This is a genomic window from Vibrio neptunius, from assembly GCF_000967495.1.
Classification (GTDB): domain Bacteria; phylum Pseudomonadota; class Gammaproteobacteria; order Enterobacterales; family Vibrionaceae; genus Vibrio; species Vibrio neptunius.
This window is the reverse complement of sequence record NZ_JXXU01000047.1, coordinates 112,750-130,841: the sequence shown is the minus strand read 5'-3', so window position 1 is coordinate 130,841 and position 18,092 is coordinate 112,750. Positions and strand designations below refer to the sequence as shown.

21 protein-coding genes and 1 tRNA gene are annotated in these 18,092 nt (G+C 45.8%); 5 read left to right on the top strand and 17 right to left on the bottom strand.

Going from position 1 to position 18,092, the window contains the following annotated elements; translation table 11 throughout:
• Nucleotides 1–57 precede the first annotated feature (57 nt).
• From TW84_RS17020 to TW84_RS17010, 3 genes are all read right to left on the bottom strand, one after another.
• Nucleotides 58–408, bottom strand: coding sequence for a hypothetical protein (locus TW84_RS17020; RefSeq protein ID WP_045976816.1), 351 nt, complete (start codon nucleotides 406–408; stop codon nucleotides 58–60).
• A gap of 83 nt (nucleotides 409–491) precedes the next feature.
• Complete coding sequence (locus TW84_RS17015; protein WP_045976815.1) at nucleotides 492–1,397, bottom strand: alpha/beta hydrolase; 906 nt, start codon at nucleotides 1,395–1,397, stop codon at nucleotides 492–494.
• 170 nt (nucleotides 1,398–1,567) lie between these two features.
• Nucleotides 1,568–1,921 carry a MerR family transcriptional regulator gene (locus TW84_RS17010; RefSeq protein WP_045976814.1) on the bottom strand — a complete coding sequence of 118 codons (354 nt, stop codon included), beginning with the start codon at nucleotides 1,919–1,921 and terminating at the stop codon, nucleotides 1,568–1,570.
• An 80-nt stretch (nucleotides 1,922–2,001) separates the two neighbouring features.
• Between TW84_RS17010 and TW84_RS17005 the strand changes: the two genes are divergently transcribed.
• Nucleotides 2,002–2,820: an aminotransferase class IV family protein gene (locus TW84_RS17005; RefSeq protein ID WP_045976813.1), complete on the top strand. Its 819-nt coding sequence runs from the start codon at nucleotides 2,002–2,004 to the stop codon at nucleotides 2,818–2,820.
• A gap of 103 nt (nucleotides 2,821–2,923) precedes the next feature.
• On the opposite strand, the gene TW84_RS17000 is transcribed toward TW84_RS17005, so the two are convergent.
• From TW84_RS17000 to TW84_RS16990, 3 genes are all read right to left on the bottom strand, one after another.
• Nucleotides 2,924–3,460 (bottom strand): YbhB/YbcL family Raf kinase inhibitor-like protein, encoded by a 537-nt coding sequence (locus TW84_RS17000; protein WP_045976812.1) that lies wholly within the window; start codon nucleotides 3,458–3,460, stop codon nucleotides 2,924–2,926.
• Nucleotides 3,461–3,512: 52 nt separating this feature from the next.
• Nucleotides 3,513–4,604 (bottom strand): alkene reductase, encoded by a 1,092-nt coding sequence (locus TW84_RS16995; protein WP_045976811.1) that lies wholly within the window; start codon nucleotides 4,602–4,604, stop codon nucleotides 3,513–3,515.
• A gap of 480 nt (nucleotides 4,605–5,084) precedes the next feature.
• Entirely contained in the window at nucleotides 5,085–5,360 is a 276-nt protein-coding gene (locus tag TW84_RS16990; protein WP_045976810.1) for a hypothetical protein, read from the bottom strand.
• Nucleotides 5,361–5,666: 306 nt separating this feature from the next.
• Between TW84_RS16990 and TW84_RS16985 the strand changes: the two genes are divergently transcribed.
• A complete protein-coding gene (locus TW84_RS16985; protein ID WP_045976809.1) occupies nucleotides 5,667–6,134 on the top strand; it encodes a VOC family protein in 468 nt (155 codons plus the stop codon).
• Between the two features lie 144 nt (nucleotides 6,135–6,278).
• Here the strand turns inward: TW84_RS16985 and TW84_RS16980 are convergent, their stop codons facing one another.
• The 5 genes from TW84_RS16980 to TW84_RS16960 all read right to left on the bottom strand — a co-directional run bounded on the left by TW84_RS16980 (nucleotide 6,279) and on the right by TW84_RS16960 (nucleotide 10,938).
• The gene (locus tag TW84_RS16980) at nucleotides 6,279–6,980 is read right to left on the bottom strand and encodes a leucine-rich repeat domain-containing protein (RefSeq protein ID WP_084720250.1); all 702 of its coding nucleotides are present in this window, start codon (nucleotides 6,978–6,980) and stop codon (nucleotides 6,279–6,281) included.
• 28 nt (nucleotides 6,981–7,008) lie between these two features.
• On the bottom strand, nucleotides 7,009–7,332 hold the full coding sequence (locus tag TW84_RS16975) for a hypothetical protein (protein ID WP_045976807.1): 324 nt from the start codon (nucleotides 7,330–7,332) through the stop codon (nucleotides 7,009–7,011).
• Nucleotides 7,333–7,597: 265 nt separating this feature from the next.
• Nucleotides 7,598–7,685: transfer RNA gene (locus TW84_RS16970), tRNA-Ser, on the bottom strand.
• A gap of 146 nt (nucleotides 7,686–7,831) precedes the next feature.
• Nucleotides 7,832–8,281: an L-alanine exporter AlaE gene (locus tag TW84_RS16965; protein WP_045976806.1), complete on the bottom strand. Its 450-nt coding sequence runs from the start codon at nucleotides 8,279–8,281 to the stop codon at nucleotides 7,832–7,834.
• Between the two features lie 224 nt (nucleotides 8,282–8,505).
• On the bottom strand, nucleotides 8,506–10,938 hold the full coding sequence (locus TW84_RS16960) for a hybrid sensor histidine kinase/response regulator (protein WP_045976805.1): 2,433 nt from the start codon (nucleotides 10,936–10,938) through the stop codon (nucleotides 8,506–8,508).
• Between the two features lie 124 nt (nucleotides 10,939–11,062).
• Between TW84_RS16960 and TW84_RS16955 the strand changes: the two genes are divergently transcribed.
• Nucleotides 11,063–11,632: a UPF0149 family protein gene (locus TW84_RS16955; RefSeq protein ID WP_045976804.1), complete on the top strand. Its 570-nt coding sequence runs from the start codon at nucleotides 11,063–11,065 to the stop codon at nucleotides 11,630–11,632.
• Between the two features lie 31 nt (nucleotides 11,633–11,663).
• On the opposite strand, the gene TW84_RS16950 is transcribed toward TW84_RS16955, so the two are convergent.
• The 3 genes from TW84_RS16950 to TW84_RS16940 form a co-directional block, all read right to left on the bottom strand.
• A complete protein-coding gene (locus TW84_RS16950; protein ID WP_045976803.1) occupies nucleotides 11,664–12,023 on the bottom strand; it encodes a hypothetical protein in 360 nt (119 codons plus the stop codon).
• The gene (locus TW84_RS16945) at nucleotides 12,016–13,266 is read right to left on the bottom strand and encodes a S1 family peptidase (RefSeq protein ID WP_052707936.1); all 1,251 of its coding nucleotides are present in this window, start codon (nucleotides 13,264–13,266) and stop codon (nucleotides 12,016–12,018) included. Before TW84_RS16945 ends, TW84_RS16950 begins: the two co-directional genes overlap by 8 nt.
• A gap of 166 nt (nucleotides 13,267–13,432) precedes the next feature.
• The gene (locus TW84_RS16940; RefSeq protein WP_045976802.1) at nucleotides 13,433–14,470 is read right to left on the bottom strand and encodes a potassium channel family protein; all 1,038 of its coding nucleotides are present in this window, start codon (nucleotides 14,468–14,470) and stop codon (nucleotides 13,433–13,435) included.
• A 293-nt stretch (nucleotides 14,471–14,763) separates the two neighbouring features.
• Here TW84_RS16940 and TW84_RS24910 point away from each other — a divergent pair, with 293 nt between their 5' ends.
• Nucleotides 14,764–14,919 (top strand): DUF5993 family protein, encoded by a 156-nt coding sequence (locus TW84_RS24910; RefSeq protein ID WP_045976801.1) that lies wholly within the window; start codon nucleotides 14,764–14,766, stop codon nucleotides 14,917–14,919.
• A 12-nt stretch (nucleotides 14,920–14,931) separates the two neighbouring features.
• Nucleotides 14,932–15,471: a disulfide bond formation protein B gene (locus TW84_RS16930; protein WP_045976800.1), complete on the top strand. Its 540-nt coding sequence runs from the start codon at nucleotides 14,932–14,934 to the stop codon at nucleotides 15,469–15,471.
• A 55-nt stretch (nucleotides 15,472–15,526) separates the two neighbouring features.
• Here TW84_RS16930 and nadA read toward each other — a convergent pair whose 3' ends face one another.
• The 3 genes from nadA to pal all read right to left on the bottom strand — a co-directional run bounded on the left by nadA (nucleotide 15,527) and on the right by pal (nucleotide 18,065).
• A complete protein-coding gene (nadA, locus tag TW84_RS16925) occupies nucleotides 15,527–16,588 on the bottom strand; it encodes a quinolinate synthase NadA (protein WP_045976799.1) in 1,062 nt (353 codons plus the stop codon).
• Between the two features lie 146 nt (nucleotides 16,589–16,734).
• On the bottom strand, nucleotides 16,735–17,511 hold the full coding sequence (gene ybgF / locus TW84_RS16920; RefSeq protein WP_045976798.1) for a tol-pal system protein YbgF: 777 nt from the start codon (nucleotides 17,509–17,511) through the stop codon (nucleotides 16,735–16,737).
• Between the two features lie 14 nt (nucleotides 17,512–17,525).
• On the bottom strand, nucleotides 17,526–18,065 hold the full coding sequence (gene pal / locus TW84_RS16915) for a peptidoglycan-associated lipoprotein Pal (RefSeq protein WP_045976797.1): 540 nt from the start codon (nucleotides 18,063–18,065) through the stop codon (nucleotides 17,526–17,528).
• Nucleotides 18,066–18,092: the final 27 nt, after the last annotated feature.

Genomic DNA, 18,092 nt, shown 5'->3' with positions numbered 1-18,092 from the left:
GCAAACCGAATACACAGAGCATCATAAACGTGGTTGACGCTATCGTTGAGCTGAGGCTTATAGCCACTGAAGGACGAGACAAGCGACCAAGGCCGGTAGACCAGCGACAAACAACACCAAACCGGTTTGATAGTTGGCACGATAATGCTCACGTTGATCTTTCTCGAAATCATGCCCTTGAACCATTTTGTAGACTTTATCGGTTTTGGCATCATCTAGCCGCGTCGTCTTGCTGTGGATCCCCCCTTCCCACATCAGTTTGGCTAAGATCCATATTACGATGACAACAAAGAACAGAAAATCGACCAACTGAGTGGTCGCAAAAAAAGGAACAAACTGGGCTAGTACTACCACAGCAAGCGCCGCAGTGAGATTAATCAAAACCACTTTCTTGAGCAAATCGAACAACCTTATCTCCTTGAATAAAAAGGTATTAAGGCGCAGAGTATCACGCCCCTTGATGGTATGTCATTGCACTGTGCTAGCTAGATTTACTCCAGCCATGCTTGAATCTGTTTGATAACGCTTGATGTCTCACTTTCTCCTCGCTGGTTTTTAAAGGCGTGATCCAAACCAGCGAGTAGCATAAACGACACGTTCGAACGTGACTGCATCAGCTGTTCTGCTTGTCGTATTGACTGCTCAGGTGAAACGTTAATGTCTCGCTCTGATTGCAAAATCAGCGTGTCGGCACTAACGCGTTCCAGTATCGACCTTTGGTCTAACGTCAGCATCTCTTTCCACCAAACAAACCCATGGGAGCTCATATTGATGTCCATCGTTTCAGCGCTCACCACGGCCTGCTGAAAACCCAAGAAACCATTCTTTGCTTCCAGCAAGGCTTCCGGTGGCATGGTTTGCTCCATATTGTAGAGAACATCATCGACGAAGAAGCGTCCACCAGCGTTCAGAGACACTAAGGTATCAACCGATGGAACTTGTGACGCTACCATGGCGGCAACCACGGCCCCTTCACTCCCGCCAAGCACAATAATGTGCTCATAATTACTCTCGAGCTTTTTGAGCACTTGTCGGTAGTCTGCCGCGCGCTGTGTCGGTGAGTCCTTTTGAATGTAGGCTGTCGGGCAATCGGGGCTATCGCCATCGGGATTCCATCTGATCGCTCGGTTTAGCCCATATTTCTCTACCGTGAGTAAATCAGCCTCTGGCAGCGTTTGAGAAAACAGATCGTTAATCGTCGTGCTATGGGAGACGCTATTGCAGTCAGAACCCTGCATGATGACCAACAGGGTATCACTCGGATTTTGCGCCGTTCTGGCGAGGTAGTAAGTTAATGAAGAGCCATCTGGTCGCTCGATAACATGGCTGGTGGAAGATGCTTTGGCGGCGCCAACAATAAACAGCGGTATTAATAGAATTATCCGAATAAGGCTCATCTCAATCCCTTGAAATTAATATAAAAAGTGAAAATCTGTACCTTTTGAACACCACGAATAATTTAAGTTCATTTTGCCTTTAAGATTCTGAAAAGAGGGGTAAATTAAAGCTTCACCAGCTCCTTTGAGCCAAGCAACCATGATGGGTAGGTCATTAGTGACCTACCCAATCATTGCCTTTCTATCTCGGATAAAAAACCATCCAGTATTTTACGGCTTTCTGCAAGCTGCGCTGCCTTTTGGTCTGCTATCCGAATTTGTTGATGCAAAAGACTTCTCAGCTCATCACAAGGCTCGAAAACAGGCTCTTCACCTCTTACACATGGCAAAAACAGCAAGATGGTGTCCAATGTCATGCCTGCAGAGCTGAGTAGTTTGATTCGCTCTAATGTGCGCACTTCTTTGTGATCGAAATCCCGATAACCCGCCTCCGTCCGCTTAGGCTTGAGCAAGCCTTGCTCTTCGTAGTAACGCAGCATGCGTATACTCACCCCCGTTTTTTTAGACAACTCACCTATTTTCACTTTTACCTCTTGACCCTCACAGCACTGTGAGGGTTTATGCTAATCGCCCAACTTAGTTCATTCAATCAGGAGCTTAACCTATGACGACAAAAATCCTCACCGATCAAACTTTCTTAAATGGGCAAGCGATACCAAGTTCTGAGATAACACACTTAGCCTTTTCTGGTTTTGCTCACTTCACCGCACTGCAGGTGCGAAACAAAATGATTAAGGGATTGGATTTGCATTTAGACAGATTGCGTCGCGCTTCTCTTGAGCTTTATGGTAAAGCGTTAGCCGATGAAGTGGTTCAGTCTTACATTCACTCAGCAGTAGCAAGTGGCCCTATCGATCACTCACTCTCGGTGACCATGTATTCACCCCGAGGTGAGTTTACTACCGATAGCATGGACATCGAACCCAGAGTACTGATCCGAATGGCTCCAGCAGAGAACGGGCCCGCAGGCCCACTTCGTTTAGCGGTAATCGACCATGACAGACCACTTGCTGAAATCAAACATGTTGGTGAAATAGGCAAGACCTATTACTTACATCAAGCTGTCCGACAGGGCTTTGATGACGCTGTCTTTCTCAATACTGAGGGTTATCTGAGCGAAGGCACGATATGGAATCTGGCTTTTTGGGATGGCGAAAGCATCATCTGGCCACAAGCACGCATGCTCCAAGGCACAATGATGGCCATGGTTCAACGACAGTTGAGTCAACTTAAGGTTCCACAACGTAGCGAGCCAATCACCCTTAGTCGACTTTCACAACTAAAGGGGGCTGCTGTGATGAATTCATGGTCGCCAGGTATTCGTGTTTGTCAAATTGCATCCACTCTCTTCTCTGACTCTGACCAACTTATTTCACGCCTTCATCGTGCTTATAATAGTGAGCCCGCAAAGAGAGTGAGGTAGTGCACTAGGTCTATGTATGATCCACCATTCAGCGCCGCGTATCTGCTAGCGCTGAATCGGCATCGCTGTGCGATTTTAGAGCATCAAGTCATGCTTTGTTTAATTACTGACGTGTATAGGTTGCGGTCAATGTCGCTTTACCCAGTGCGACATTGTTTAAGGTAAACCCGACGACAGCAGCAGGCGTTTGTGGATCGAGGTCTAAACTGGCAGCAGGCAGCGCCCAAACTGTAAACTGGTAGCGATGCATACCATCACCCACTGGCGGGCATGCACCGCCATACCCTGCCGTACCAAAGTCGATGCGTGATTCCTTACCACCTAACTTGTCAATGTCGACTCCGCGAGGCAGTGCTTTGACGGAAGCAGGAATATCAAACGCTAACCAATGCCAAAAACCACTGCCTGTCGGCGCATCGGGATCGTATACTGAAATCGCATAGCTCTTGGTCCCTGCGGGTGCACTTTGCCACGTCAGTTGCGGAGACAGGTTATCGCCATCACACCCCCAGCCCTTATATTCAAAGGTTTTCTGCATCGGGTGACCTTCGATAATGTCTTCGCTCATGAGTTCAAATGCCTGAACAGTGCCCGTCGTTAAGATACCTACTGCTAGTAATGTTTTGGTTGTCTTTTTCATTGTTGTCCTTTCCTGTTTTATTTAAAAGTCGCCTCATTGACGTCTTGTGGCGCTAGCCATACTCGGGGTAATCGGTATACCCACGTTCATCACCACCGAACAGTGTCGCGCCATCCAGCTCCTGCAGAGGCTGTTGATGCTTTAGACGTGAAACCAAATCTGGATTGGAGACGAACGGACGCCCGAACGCGACTAAATCGGCATAGCCTTTTTCGAGTACCGTCTCGGCACGTTGCTGGGTATAACTGCCCGCGACAATGATGGTGTTGGTGAAGTAGCTGCGCAGCTGTTGTCTAAAACTTTCGGGGATCACTGGCGCGTCATCCCAATCGGCTTCCGACAGGTGTAAGTAGGCAATATCGCGAGCTTGAAGCTGCTGCGACGCCTGTAGAATCGTTGCGACAATTTCTGGGCAGTCCATGTCCTTAAATGTAATGAAAGGTGCCAGTCGCACTCCAACTTTGTCGCTACCAATCGCGTCGCTCACGGCATCGACCACCTCCAACAAAAAGCGCATGCGGTTTGCCTGAGTGCCGCCGTATTGATCAGTTCTGTGATTGGAGTTTGTGCGCAGGAACTGATCAATCAAGTAACCGTTACCACCGTGGATTTCAACGCCATCAAAACCCGCTTCAATTGCACGCTTTGCCGCGTAAGCAAAATCGTTCACCACTCGGTCAATATCCGCCTGAGACATGGCTCTTGGCTCAACACAATCCACCATATTACCGTTGCCATTCTCGTCAGCGATCCACACTTGAGTATCTAGGGGTTTGAGGGCCGATGGCGCGATAGGTTGCTCGCCGTTTTGAAAACTTGGGTGCGAGACTCGACCCACATGCCATAGCTGACAAAACATGACTGTACCCTGTTGTTTAGCCGTTTGAGTGACAGTTTTCCAACCCGCCACTTGTTCATCAGTGTAAACGCCCGGAGTGAAAGAGTAGCCTTGCGAATCGTCAGAAATCTGTGTCGCTTCAGAGATAATTAAGCCCGCGGTCGCACGTTGCTGGTAATAGGTTGCCATCATTGAGTTAGGAATATTACCCGGTTGGCTGGTGCGCGCTCGGGTCATGGGTGCCATCACGACACGGTTTTTCAGATCCAGTTGTTTCAGTTGCGTCTCATCAAACAGTTTGCTCATCATCGGTTCCTCAGTTAAGTCGTGGTCACTGGGAGTGATTGCTCACAAACGCCAGCCGACCTGATTATCATGGAGCCAGTATATTGATTAGATTAAGTTTGATAATGGAGTTAAAGTTGAATTGACTATTCAGCTCAGCCAAATAATAAAGTCCCAGGGTGAACGGGAGAGCCGCCTGCAGCTATCCGCACTCATCTGAGGCATCATGATGGGGTTCAAGATCTATAGGGGGGCGAAGACGAGGTGGTTTAGCTAAATGATGAAACGTAACACACTAGCGGGCTCAAGCTGAGGCTAAGGTTAACAGTCATGACTAGTGAATCATGGCAATCGGCAACGATCCCTTCAAACCGATAATGGATCGTCGCCAAAGCATGCCGAGCGTCGACTTAAGTCAATATTCGCCGTTTGCCGACCACAACACGGATGGTAGCCGATGGCGGAACAAGGTCACCTTATTCTTCAACTGGCCGTCATGCATTACTGTTTTTTGCCGGCAATTTGAACGTAATCAATACCGATAATGCGATTGATAATACCCAATACAGAGTCTGTATCTGAGTTTGTCGCTTGAATAGTCTCAACCGTCGCGCCTTCTGGCACTAATTCCATAGCACGGTCTTGAGTGTTACCCGGAATTTGTAGGCCAACAATGTTAAAGCTTTCAGCATGGGCGGTATACACTTCCTCATTGTGAGTGATCCCTGAACAACCTGCCAAAGACATCACACCTAAAATACACAACAACTTTTTCATATAAAGTACCTTTGAATGAGTGGAGTTCAGCCCGTAAGATTTCGTATCTCTTCGGCCGTTGCTGAGTATTATTCCAGAGCGCTTTTGTTGTTACTGTATCGGTTTGTCAGTCATATCATGACATTGTAAGCCAGTAATAACGTACAAGGCATGGGGTCGGCGAAGCGATAACGTGTTTGTTGGCAGGTCGGGTATGGATTATTCGGCTTGGACGAATAGTGTTTTTAGATTGGCTGCTCTTCTCTTTACCCTCATCGGTCACGTATTGTGACACATACGTTTTCCCTTCAGGAATGAGGTAGTCACATGCGTATAAAGGCCATCGATCACTTTACCATCAGAACCGCTCATCTGGATATGACCATACGGTTCTTTGAACAGTCTATTGGACTGCAGCGCGGACCTCGCCCACAGTTTGCCTTCCCGGGCGCTTGGCTGTACGACAATGATGGGCACCCTATTTTGCATTTGGTGTCTCTCCCCGAGGGACATATCCCCGAAACATTAGTGGATTATTTAGGGGGCAAAGACGGTCAATCAGGTTCAGGGGCCATCGATCACATTTCCTTCAAAGGGCTACACCTCTCCTCAACTCAACAGCACTTGACGGACCTTAAAATCCCTTTTCGTGAACGCGTGATCCCACAAATCAATGAACATCAGATCTTTCTCGACGATCCGAACGGTATCACGATTGAAATTATTTTCCCTTTTTCGCCCGACCACGAAATAGTAGGTAACCCATTACCCGTAGTCGAAGTCGAAGTCACTTAACAATCTAGTTTGTTTGCTTGTCACACTGTGTGGGCCTGTCAACAATACGATTGATGCCAAGCCCGTTTGGCCTTGAATGTATTGGTTTGTCAGTTACATCATGACATGGTCAAGAGGGCGCGCGAAATAGCGAATGATAAGCCGCTAACCCACGCTTACCTTTACTCCAGCATCAAAAGCATACTCGTCAAGGGAAACGATGGATTGTGGCACCGCCACGTTGACAATCTGATTGCAGACAAAGGCACAATTGCCGATATGAGTGACCGACTCAGACATCACAACCGATTCTAGCGCGTTATCTGCAAAAGCTCCTTCATCAATAAACGTCACAGAATTTGGCAGAGTAAGGGTCTTTAATAGGTTGCCTTCAAATGCAAAATCGCCGATATGTTCCACTGAGTTCGGGATCTCTACTTGTGGCAGCTCGTTCATTGCAAATGCCGCACCATAGATTTTTGTCAGCCCTTGCGGGAGTGAAATACTCGTCAGCCCATTGTTTGAAAAGGCAAATTCTCCTATCGAACAAACCGATTTGGGAAAAATCACCGTGGTGAGGTGATTGAACGAGAACGCGCTCTCTCCTATGGTAGTCAGAGTATCTGGCATGACCAAAAGGGTTATTTTTTTCGAGCAAAAGGCTTTGCTCCCTATTGCGTTTACTGGAGATCCGCCCAAACGTTCAGGGATAATAATGTTCTTGTAGCCCGAGGTATAAGTGACGATTTCCCCACTTTGGCTATCAAATTCCACATCACTCAACGTGAGCGTGCGCACCTTGTTGGTCATATTAAAAAACCAACAATGCATTGCTGACCTTAAGGTATTTATGATTTTAAACAACATAGCGACTCACCCTAGAGAGCATCCTCAATCACCACACTAACCACTTAAAATAACAAAGAATTATGAACGCGGTCGTCAATCCGACCCAACCAATGGCTTTGGTGACAACTTCAGGAGAATGCTGATTAAAATGCGGAAACAATATGGCACCAAAGGATAGTGCCGGAAGTAAACCGTAAAGTTGGCCCATATACTTAGACGTCATAGCAGGGAACGGCTCTATCAGTAGATAGACAATCAAGTAGATCCCATAGAATGCCATCGCAATAAGCGCTTCCTTTAAGGATGTGTCACTGCCCTCTACAAAGAGATAAACAGCGCCTAAAGCAACAAACACCATTACTTCGAGCATGTCGACGCCCCTATGATGGGTGGCGCGATAACTCGCGCTGACGACGTCGGTGACGGCTTCTCTATTTGACTCGACACCACCATACTTCCTTTAGGTCATCAATATGAGCTGGGAGTTTACTAAGTACATGAGTTTAAAGCAAAGTCAGAGCAAAGATTGCCTGAAGGAATATCACATTGAGCTCGACTCAACCTCGGAATTTCGGTTTGATGTATTATCTTTAGATATAAAAAAAGACGTCCTAGGACGTCTTTCTTCAAGAATGTGGCGGTGAGTGAGAGATTCGAACTCTCGATACGTTGCCGTATACACACTTTCCAGGCGTGCTCCTTCAGCCACTCGGACAACTCACCGAATCAAATTGTGGTTGGTATTGTGAACCAACGAGGCGCTAATTTAATGATTCTATTGGGTTAGGTCAAGTCCATTGAGAAAAAAAAACCTCACGCATTGGTCGTTTGATTACTTAATGGCTAATTCGGCCAGATTTCCCGCAATATCACGCTTGTTGGCAGTATCCCGGCACCTTAAACCACTTGCGGCACATATCAAGAAAATAACCGTAAAGAACGCCCATCCCACACGAAATCACAGCGTTTGATGCGACAGCCGTGACGATTTGATCAGACGAGGCGCCAACAACAAGCAAAATGGCCGCGTATACGGGTGATTGGAATAGCACATAGGCTAGTAAATCCGCGATGTTCTTTGTTAAACCGCTCGATGAAATGCGTTCGCCTTGTCGCAGCATAACGTCTCTAAACATCCCATATGGCCATGCAATGGCAATGTTTACAGGGATAGAAAGGGTTCGTGAAGCCAGCGATTGTTCGAATGTCATTCCGGAAATAAACACTTCAATGATCATGCCTGAAATGAAACAGAAGACTACCATTGCAAAAGTATCTGCAGCGGCATTGCGAATACAAAACGGCCCACGCGACTTCACCTATAACTCCAGTATAAAAATTCAAACAAAAAACAAAAAGCCAGTCATATAAACTGGCTTTAAAGTTAATAACCAAAATATAAGGCTATTATTTCATTAAATTTGTAGTTTTAGATTTCAAATTTCAATTAACTGGGTAAATTAGTAACCATTTTCAGTAAAAAAACTAGATTAATTCACTAAAAATACCCGAAAAGTTCAAAACTCATCTGTCCAGGTGTAATTTACTTACAAAAGTCCTTTAGTAACACCGTTAACACATCCACATCAGCTTGAGACGGCGCCTCACCTGACGAAAGCTTGAGTTGAATGGCATTGAAGTTTTCTCTTAAGTGGTTGTCTTCAATATCGGCAGTGATACTTTTCAAAGCTTGAAAATACTCTTGCGCTTCTTCTAACTTGCTATTCTCTACCGCCATATTAAACGTCAATAGCAATGACTCAATTTCTTCTGTTTCTTCTCTCCTCAAACTTTTCAATAACGCGGGTTTGTATTGATAAAGACGCTCAGAATATCGGTAAAGCGCATCATCCAACTCGTTCTCATCTATGGGTTTTGAGACGATGTAATCTACGCCAACACCCAGCATGCGCTCGCGTGTTTCTCTAAAGACATCAGCAGTACAGCCTAAGATCAAAATTCTCGACTTCGAGCTAGGCATAGAGCGAATGGCGGTTGTCGCCTCCACACCATCCATGACTGGCATATGGTTGTCCATCAAGACTAAATCGTATTCCTCGTTGGCGATCGCATGAATAGACAGCTCGCCGTTTTCAACCACATCACATTCAAATCCCTTGTTGGTCATAAAAGTATTGATAATGATGGCGTTAGTTCTGTTGTCTTCGACAATTAGGGCTTTTAAGCCGCTGTAGTTGAGCTTGATGTGCTCTTGAATATCTTGGCTATGAGGCTCACATCGATTCATTGCAACCAGTACATCGAAACTGGTGCCGATGCCTAATTCACTGGTTAAGGTCACGCTCCCCTGCATTAGACCACATAATTGCTTAACGATGGCTAACCCTAAGCCTGTACCTCCAAAACGTCGCGTAGTCGAAGACTCGGCCTGTTCAAAAGGTTTGAAGATTTTCTGCTGCGCTTCTTTGGCGATACCAATACCTGTATCACGCACTTTGATCTCTAGGTAGTTTTGGCCTCGTTTTTCTATCTCTTTTAGGTAAACCTCAACGTAGCCACGTGAGGTAAATTTGACTGCATTGTTGAGTAAGTTGAACAGTATCTGGCGCAGGCGCGCCTTGTCCGACATATACCAACGATCCGCTGGTACTTCCGAGTAAACTTTGAATTGCAGCCCTTTTTCTGAACAGAGAGTAAAGTAAACACTATTGATACTGCCAATAATGGCTTCGAGTGGGAATGGGTTGTTCTCTAGCTCCAGATGGCCTTGCTCAATTTTTGAGAAGTCGAGGATTTCGTTCAGCAGTGTCATCATATGGTCACCCGATTCGTACAAGGTTTTCATATGCTTTTTCTGCTCTTCCGTCATGTCGGTTTTCAGGAGGATCTGCGCAGTACCGAGTACTCCATTCATTGGTGTTCGAATCTCATGGGACAAGGTAGCAAGAAACGCACTTTTGGCCTTTGTTGAAGCCTGTGCTTTCTGCTTTTCAGCTTCAAGGTAGACGGTTTTTTGGTTGAAGGTATCAATGAGGTGTTTAATTTCGTCTTGGCTCCGATAACGCATATCGATAATGCCACCTTCGATCGAAGCATCCACTTTCTGAGCAATAATGATGATCGGTGAGATCAGGAAACGGTTGATGAGAAAGTAACCCAGCATCACACACGCTAGCATGATAGGGATAATCCCTGCTTCAACTTTCGACACTAAGTCATAGACCTGCTCCGTTACCAAACGGTTAGCATTGACGACATCGATATACCATTTGAAGTCACCAAATTCAGCGCTGCTACTGTAGATGTCTTCAACCACTTGAAAATTGTGTTCGGTGATCACGTCGCCGTAAGAGTCTCTTAGTACCACACCCAGTTCATACTCTTCAGCATGTTTACGCACAAATGCCACCAAGCTTTCTAAAGAGATGTCGATGGTGGCGACACCAGCGAAAACGCTATCCACATAGTAAGGGGAAGACGCGGTGATCATCTGAACATGGGTAAAAGGATCAATATAGACCTGCGACCAAGAAACCGTGCCCATTGGCTTGCCAATCACTGAGGTATACCATGATTCCTGGTCGTAGCCACCTGACTCTGGGTTATCCCAAGAGAAGACTTGGTCTACTTGTCCATCACTGGCTCGATTGAAAAACAAGCTTTTATACGCTTTACCTTGTTCAATTGAATAAGGGATTGGCCACAACCCGCCACTTACAGCGACCCCATCCACGACCGAAAACAACTCAAATAGCATCTCAGCTTGATGGTTCTGAGGCTCATGAGTATTACCAATGCTGACGACACTCTGCAAAATACCCAGCGAGCTGTTCAGAGGCTCTCTGATTTCAGCAGCAATGATCTGTGTTCTCAGATCAAGGTTCTTTTCTAGCTGATCTCGCACAGGAGGCTCGACCACCAGATAGCTCACCGTACCTATCACTGCGATGACAAATGCCATGTACACAGCGAGCGCCATAAAGCTCTTTCTTTTGAGGGAGGAACGAATTTCCATAAGCCTTTGAATTTTGTCTGTTTAAGCTCAATTATAGCGAATATCCACATGCTGCCACCTTTTTATGTCTCGTTTTCGCTGTTAGTATTGGCTCAATTTCCATTACCCCACTTTGGTATTCACTTTGACATTACAAGAAATCCTTTCTCAGCCAGAACTTGAAAACCGACTTATCAACGAGCCTAAAACTCAAGGATTCGTTACAGCAATGGCGGCTGCGCCGAATGTGCTGCCACCAGAAGAATGGCTTCCATTTCTATGGGGAGGCGAAGAAGTGGCGCCATTCTCAGATGGCGAGCAGTTAGAGACTTACATCGAATTTATCATTGCGATGTGGAATGAATACCGTCCTGCTCTTTTGGACAACCAGTGGGCATGGCCTAGCGAGTGCGCGCTAGACGAAGCCGATATCGTTAATCAGGAGACTCGTGATTTCTGTGAAGGTGTGCTTCAAGGTTGGCAGCTCGCCAGAGATGATTGGGAAACCATCATGCCGGAATCGAGCGAAGACAGCGCGTTGCTCGGCGGTGTATTGCTCTCTTTGAGTATGCTCTATGACCCAGAGACGTCAATCGCGACGCTTGCAGAACAAGGCATTGAAGGCCTTGAACAGTTTGAAGAAATATTCAACGCGATTCCAACTATGCTGTGCGGCCTGGCAATGCGCGGTTCCATGTTGGCGGAAGCGGAGTAAAAATAAAGCCGGCTCTGAGCCGGCTTTTTACTTACTTACGAATCGCCTCACCAATCGGGTTATTGACCGATATCCGCTTACCTTTTATCGAATCCAATAAAGGCAGTTCAAAGGCTTCATAAGCCGCCATTCGTTTACAAGGGTCTAGCTTGATTCGAACGACTGAGATTGTCGCCTGTTGGGCGTCCTCGCTATCCACTCGGATCTTAAAGTCTTCACCTGTACTGCACCCTGTCGAAACCGCATTGAAGACTATCCGATCAGCATTAATCTTATGGCTTTCAAGAGGCACCACAAGACCCGCTTCATTTGCATTACTCGACGTTGAGTGACAAGCCGTCAAACCTAGCCCTGAAAAAACGAGCAGCAGGTTAGCACACCATTTAAACATTTTTTCTCTCTTTCATTCTGCTCACGAAGCCAAACAAAGCGAGCAGTATTAAGCCGTAAGATGATGAGCCACCGCTACTGCCGTTACTTGAGGTAGTCAAGCTTTGTGTTATCGAATATGGAGCATTATAGTTATAGATAATATGCATATCTAACTCGCCGGCTACGCTATGATCCGTTGCCACCGTCATTGTGGCACGATTGGATGCATCGTAAACGGTAGAAGCGTCCACTTTAATATCTATAGAACATGAGTCGCCATTGTTGAGAGTAGAAGTACAATTGTTCGACATCACAGTTACGCCAGATGGCGTGGTAATATTCGTCACATCAAACGCTTCTGCTCCGTAATTTCGGATTGGCAAGTTGTAGGAATACTCGCCACTTTTACTACTAAGCCTGATGTCCTGAGTATAGCTAACGTTAGCCGTTTTCTTGTTGATCCAACCATTATTATTAAAGTAGCCAACGTTGGCATAAACACCATAAGCGTTCGCCTGAGCACACTCGTTACCCCAACTTACGACACCAACTTGTTTATAGGTACCGCCGTCATTAACGACCAATGGACCACCGCTATCTCCATCACAAGAGTCTTTTCCCCCTGCTGCATAGCCCGCACATATCGCATAACTGCCAACAGTCGCATAAGGTCCACCTAGATTTTGACAGGTACCTCGATCAACATATGGTAAATCTACTTGATGAAGCTGCGTTGGGTACGCATTACCGCCATTAGTTTGGTTGCCCCAACCCATGACCGTTAAACTTTGACCCACAGACAAACGGTTTACTTCGGTTTCAGAAGCCAGTGTAGCTTGAGTAGCCACAACGTCGTTCTCTAATTCCAAAATAGCAAAATCGTTAGAAGTGATCGCTTTGTTGTAATCTTGATGTATGTAAATCGCACGTACTGAAACACGCTGACCTTCTGTCGCTTCATTGTTTAGATCATGAATACCAATCGATACATCAATTTCGCTTGCGTCTTTGTCGTCCACACAGTGTGCTGCGGTTAAAACATATCTGCCGCCAATAAAACTACCACCACAAAACTGACCACTATACGCATTAATTGATGCTTTTTTAATCAGAGCCGTCATAAATGGCCAGTCAGACTTTCCAGCCACTGAACCATTGATGATACGTGTGTTGACCTCATTCAACGAACTCGCTGGCTCTTGAGCACTTGAAGCCATTGGCATCAACATGCTCACTGCAAAAGCCACTAACGTTTTTTGCATGTTATTTTTCCTTTATTATAAATAGTGCAAATACTCAACGACACATTAATCAATAATTTTATAAAATCAATAAATAAAGTAAAAAACATACAGAAATGAAATTATTTTCTCTTTTATAAGAAACAAAACACATAAAAGATGAGAATATTGGCTAAAAAACCGTTCGCTAGGTAGGCATACTTTGCCAATCAATGCGGTCTATGCGCTCATCGGCAATGTAAAAAAGCTTCGCCCCTGCAGGAATCGCTGTGTCTAAATCTGGGTTAAGCTCTATTCCGCTTCCTGTATCAATGGCGATCAATGTGGCTTGATAAGCGCGTTTAATATAGACAAAAATAGACTGCACATCCGTAGGCGTTGCACTCTCTGGATAAATGGTGGAATACTGAGTCATCCCTCGCGTTGATGCGAGTAGCTCCTGATGGAGTGCACTAGATCCTGGGTCTACTGCGGCTTTGGCCAACATTTCTGCACCAACAGCAGGAATACATTCTGCGTTCGGGCAATGTTGATTTAACAATCGGCTCAACGCTTCATCTTTGAAATAAGCTAGTAAGTGCGCATTTGGGTTGACGTTGGCTGAGTAAAGCGCCGCTGACAAGGTAATATCATCTTCCAAGTTATCCACCACAATACAACTTGCCTGTGTGATCGATGCCTTTTCCATCTCCTGCTCGTCAGTATAACTGGTGACTTTGACAAAACCGATTTCTCCGGGCAAAGGGTTCTCAATGTCTGAACGACTACACAATACGATAGGCCGTTTACCCTCTTCCTCGTGCTGAAGCATGCGAATGAGATGCATGGTTCGCTGACCATTCCAACCTAAAAGCAGAATATGATTTTCCACACCAACTCTCCGTTTTCCTAATATTCCTGCGCGCCAGTAATCCACTGACGCTGACGCTAATCGGCCAATTAAAGCGGCAAATAAGGTTAAGCCACCCGGTATGACAAACAAAATCACTACCCATTTTCCAACTTGGGTCACGGGGGAATAGTCGCCATAACCGACGGTCGAAGCTGTCACCATGAGGTAGTAAATAAAGGTCGATACATCTTGAGTCAGCTCGCTTTCACCACTGGCTGCCAACGCTAGCCAAGACAAGGCAATGTATACGAAAAGCAATACGATCAAGTTGCGATTGCTTAGCTGGAACAAACGCACACCCAGCCACTTTTTGAAAACCAACCAAATTGACATATTTCTACTTACTCGACTGATTACTATCAATATTCTTCCAAGACTAACTCACTCAGGACCGATGAGCCAACTCTGTCACTCAAAGTAATGCTCGGCCTGAATGACTTATCGCCATAATGTTCATAAAATCAGAATCATAGAACAAAACCTAAGCCCATCAGATTTTAAAGTATGTCTTATTGCAATCTTAGGTTTTGCGTTTATCTATCGAATCTAACCGCACTCAGGTCTATCTTAACGATAGACGAGTACTAAACTCGCCATAATCAAGATAAGAAAGTAAGGGTTTTCACATGATGTCTTTCATTTTTTTGGTGCTTTTTGCCGCGATGCTGTTGGCATTCTGCGGCAAAAAATCACTTGGCTATATCCTGTTTGCCACTTCGGTAATACTCGGTCTGTATTGGTTTAACCACCATGCGAACGATGCTCTTTCAATATTGTTGTAAGGAGGCAGCACGATGAACCAAAATCAAATCATTAGACTCAATATTCTCGGCCTTTTTGGTATGACATTAGTCTTGCTGATCGGCTTTGTTCTTCAGTTTGCTCTCAATGAACTCCCCTGCCCACTTTGCTTGCTCCAGCGCATTGGCTTTGCCATGGTCATGTTTGGCTTTATGCTCAACATTAAGTACGGTGTTCAACAGCGCCACTATGGTGTGGTTCTGATAGGTGCTTTGTTTGGGGCTGCAACCGCGTTGCGACAAGTCTCACTACATGTCATTCCCGGTACTCCAGGATATGGCAGTGCGATTTTCGGCATGCACTATTACACTTGGGCGTTTGTTTTGTTCGCTGCAACGATTCTGGCGGTGGCGGTCTTGATGATGCTTTGGAATCAAGCATGGAACAACGAGTCATATGAAATGAGCAAGCTGGGGCGTCTGGTTTGCCTACTGGCCTTGTCAGTGGTCGCCCTGAACGTGATTTCTACGTTTTTCGAATGCGGACCTTACCAATGTCCAGATGATCCAGTGAGTTACTGGCTATTCAGTTAAGACAATGCAAAGACAAAAAAGCCAGCTTAGTTAAGCTGGCTCTTTGGGAAAAGCGTTAAGCGTTGCCTTTCACTTTGATGTTGAGCTGTTCAGCAAAATCTAGCATGCGGTTGAGGGGGATTAAAGACTTAACACGAAGCGCTTCATCAACAAAAATCTCATGCTGCTCACCACCATCTCGCAGTGCGCTCTCGATAGCTTTAAGCCCATTCATCGCCATCCACGGACAATGAGCACAGCTTCGACAAGTTGCACCGGCACCAGCCGTGGGCGCTTCAATTAGCTCTTTCTCTGGCACTAATTGCTGCATCTTGAAAAAGATGCCTTTGTCGGTCGCAACAATCATTTTTTTCTGCGGCAGTTCTTTGGCTGCTTTGATCAGTTGGCTGGTGGAACCCACAGCATCTGCCAATTCGACAACACTTGCTGGTGATTCAGGGTGGACCAAAATCGCGGCTTCAGGATAGAGACCTTTCATCTTACGAAGTGCATCAGCTGAGAACTCGTCATGAACAACACACTCTCCCTGCCACAGCAACATATCTGCGCCTGTTTGGTTAGCAATGTACGAGCCTAGATGGCGGTCAGGTCCCCAAATAATCGGTTTGTCTTCTGCATCTAAATGCTCGACGATGTCCAATGCGATACTTGAAGTCACGACCCAATCTGCGCGTGCTTTAACCGCTGCCGAAGTATTGGCGTAAACCACCACGGTATGATCAGGATGCGCATCGCAGAATTCTGTGAATTTATCCGCGGGACAACCTAAATCTAGCGAGCACTCAGCTTCAAGTGTGGGCATCAGAATGCGTTTTTCAGGCGTTAAAATCTTGGCAGACTCACCCATAAAACGTACACCACCTATGATGAGTGTACTCGCAGGGTGTCGGTTACCAAACTTAGCCATTTCAAGTGAATCACCAACAAATCCCCCCGTTTCTTCAGCTAGGGCCTGAATTTCAGGATCAGTGTAGTAATGGGCGATCAATACCGCATCTTTCTCTTTTAACAGCGCTTTAATATTTTTTATGTGCGCTTGTTTTTGTTCGTCTGTCAGCGGTGTTGGTTTTGGAGGGAATGGGTAAACGGTTTCGATTGTATCTAAAATGTGGCTCATTGCTCTTGCTCTACGCAACTTCCAGTAATCCGGGTATTGTAACCTCAACCTAGTTCAAGATGCCAGTTTCCGTCACAATTACTTATCGCTTACACACTGAAAGCAAGAGTGATAAAAAAAGGAGTGGCAATGCACTCCCTTAACTATTATTTAAGACGTTCTGCTGCAAGTTTTGCAGAAGCACTATCCGGATAGTCATCAATGACCTGCTGATAGTATTTTTTCGCTTGTGCCGTATTGTTGTTACGTTGCGAAATGTCACCAAGTTTCACTAACGCATCAGCACGCTTGTTTGAGTCTTTGTAAGACACGACAGCGGCAAAACTTTTCACAGCCTCTTTGTCTTGCTTGTCAGCAAAATAGAGTTGCCCCAACCAGTAGTGGGCGTTTGGCGCAAATATTGAATCAGGAAAATCTTTCTGGAACTGCTGGAAAGCGGCAATTGCCCCCGCGTAATCTCTCTTTTTAAGGATCAGATCGACGGCATCCTGATAAGCGGTTTGTTCATCAGCGTTGGTACTGAACTTGCCTGCTGTCTTGGCCTTATCATCCGTTGGCGTCGCAGTCACGACTGGCGTGCTGTTGACTTGGCTGCGAAGTTTATCAAGTTCGATAAACAATTCGCGCTGACGCTGCAGCATCTGCTGCATGTCGTAATTATTCTTTTCTAGCTGACCACGAAGATCACTAATTTCCAACGCCATTTCGTCGAGCTGTTGCTGCATCTGCAACTGAACACGATTGCGATTTTGTAGCAAACGCTCAAGACGTTGAACTTCGGTTTCATTAGCCGGATCGGCTGAGGAGGACGGCACAGGGTTGCTGCCACTGATATCAGATACTGGAGCTGGTGCAGCGAACACAAAGTTCGCTGCACTTGCCAGTAACGTAAGCGTAACTACGCGCTTAAGGTTACTGAACATAAGGTTTTCCTTGATTAGTATACTAGAACCGCACGACGGTTCTTAGCGTATACATCTTCAGATTGACCTAACAGTAGAGGTTTTTCTTCACCGTAGCTCACGATTGAGATTTGATCCGCTTGAACACCTAGTGCTTGCAGGTACTTAGCAACTGCAGCTGCACGACGCTCACCAAGCGCGATGTTGTACTCTGGAGTACCACGCTCATCAGCATGACCTTCAATCGTCACTTTAAGTGCTGGGTTCTTGCTTAGGTAAGCCGCGTGTGCAGCAAGTATTTTTTCGTAGTCACTAGCGATGGTTGCGTTGTCAAACGCGAAGTAAATTGTTTGAGACTCACGAAGTGCCTGCTCTTTAAGCTCTTGCTCAGAAAGTTGGCCGTTCTCACCGATTGGTGAAACTACAGTGGTATCAACGCCGTTAGCAGAACCAGACGTTGATTGGTTAGTTTCAGAACCAGAAGCGTTCGCTGCATCATCGCTTGAACTACATGCTGTAACTGCTAGAACTGGTAGCGCAATCAATAGCCCTTTAAGAACTTTGTTTAGTTGCATTGTTATATTTTCCTTACTTTTTGATAC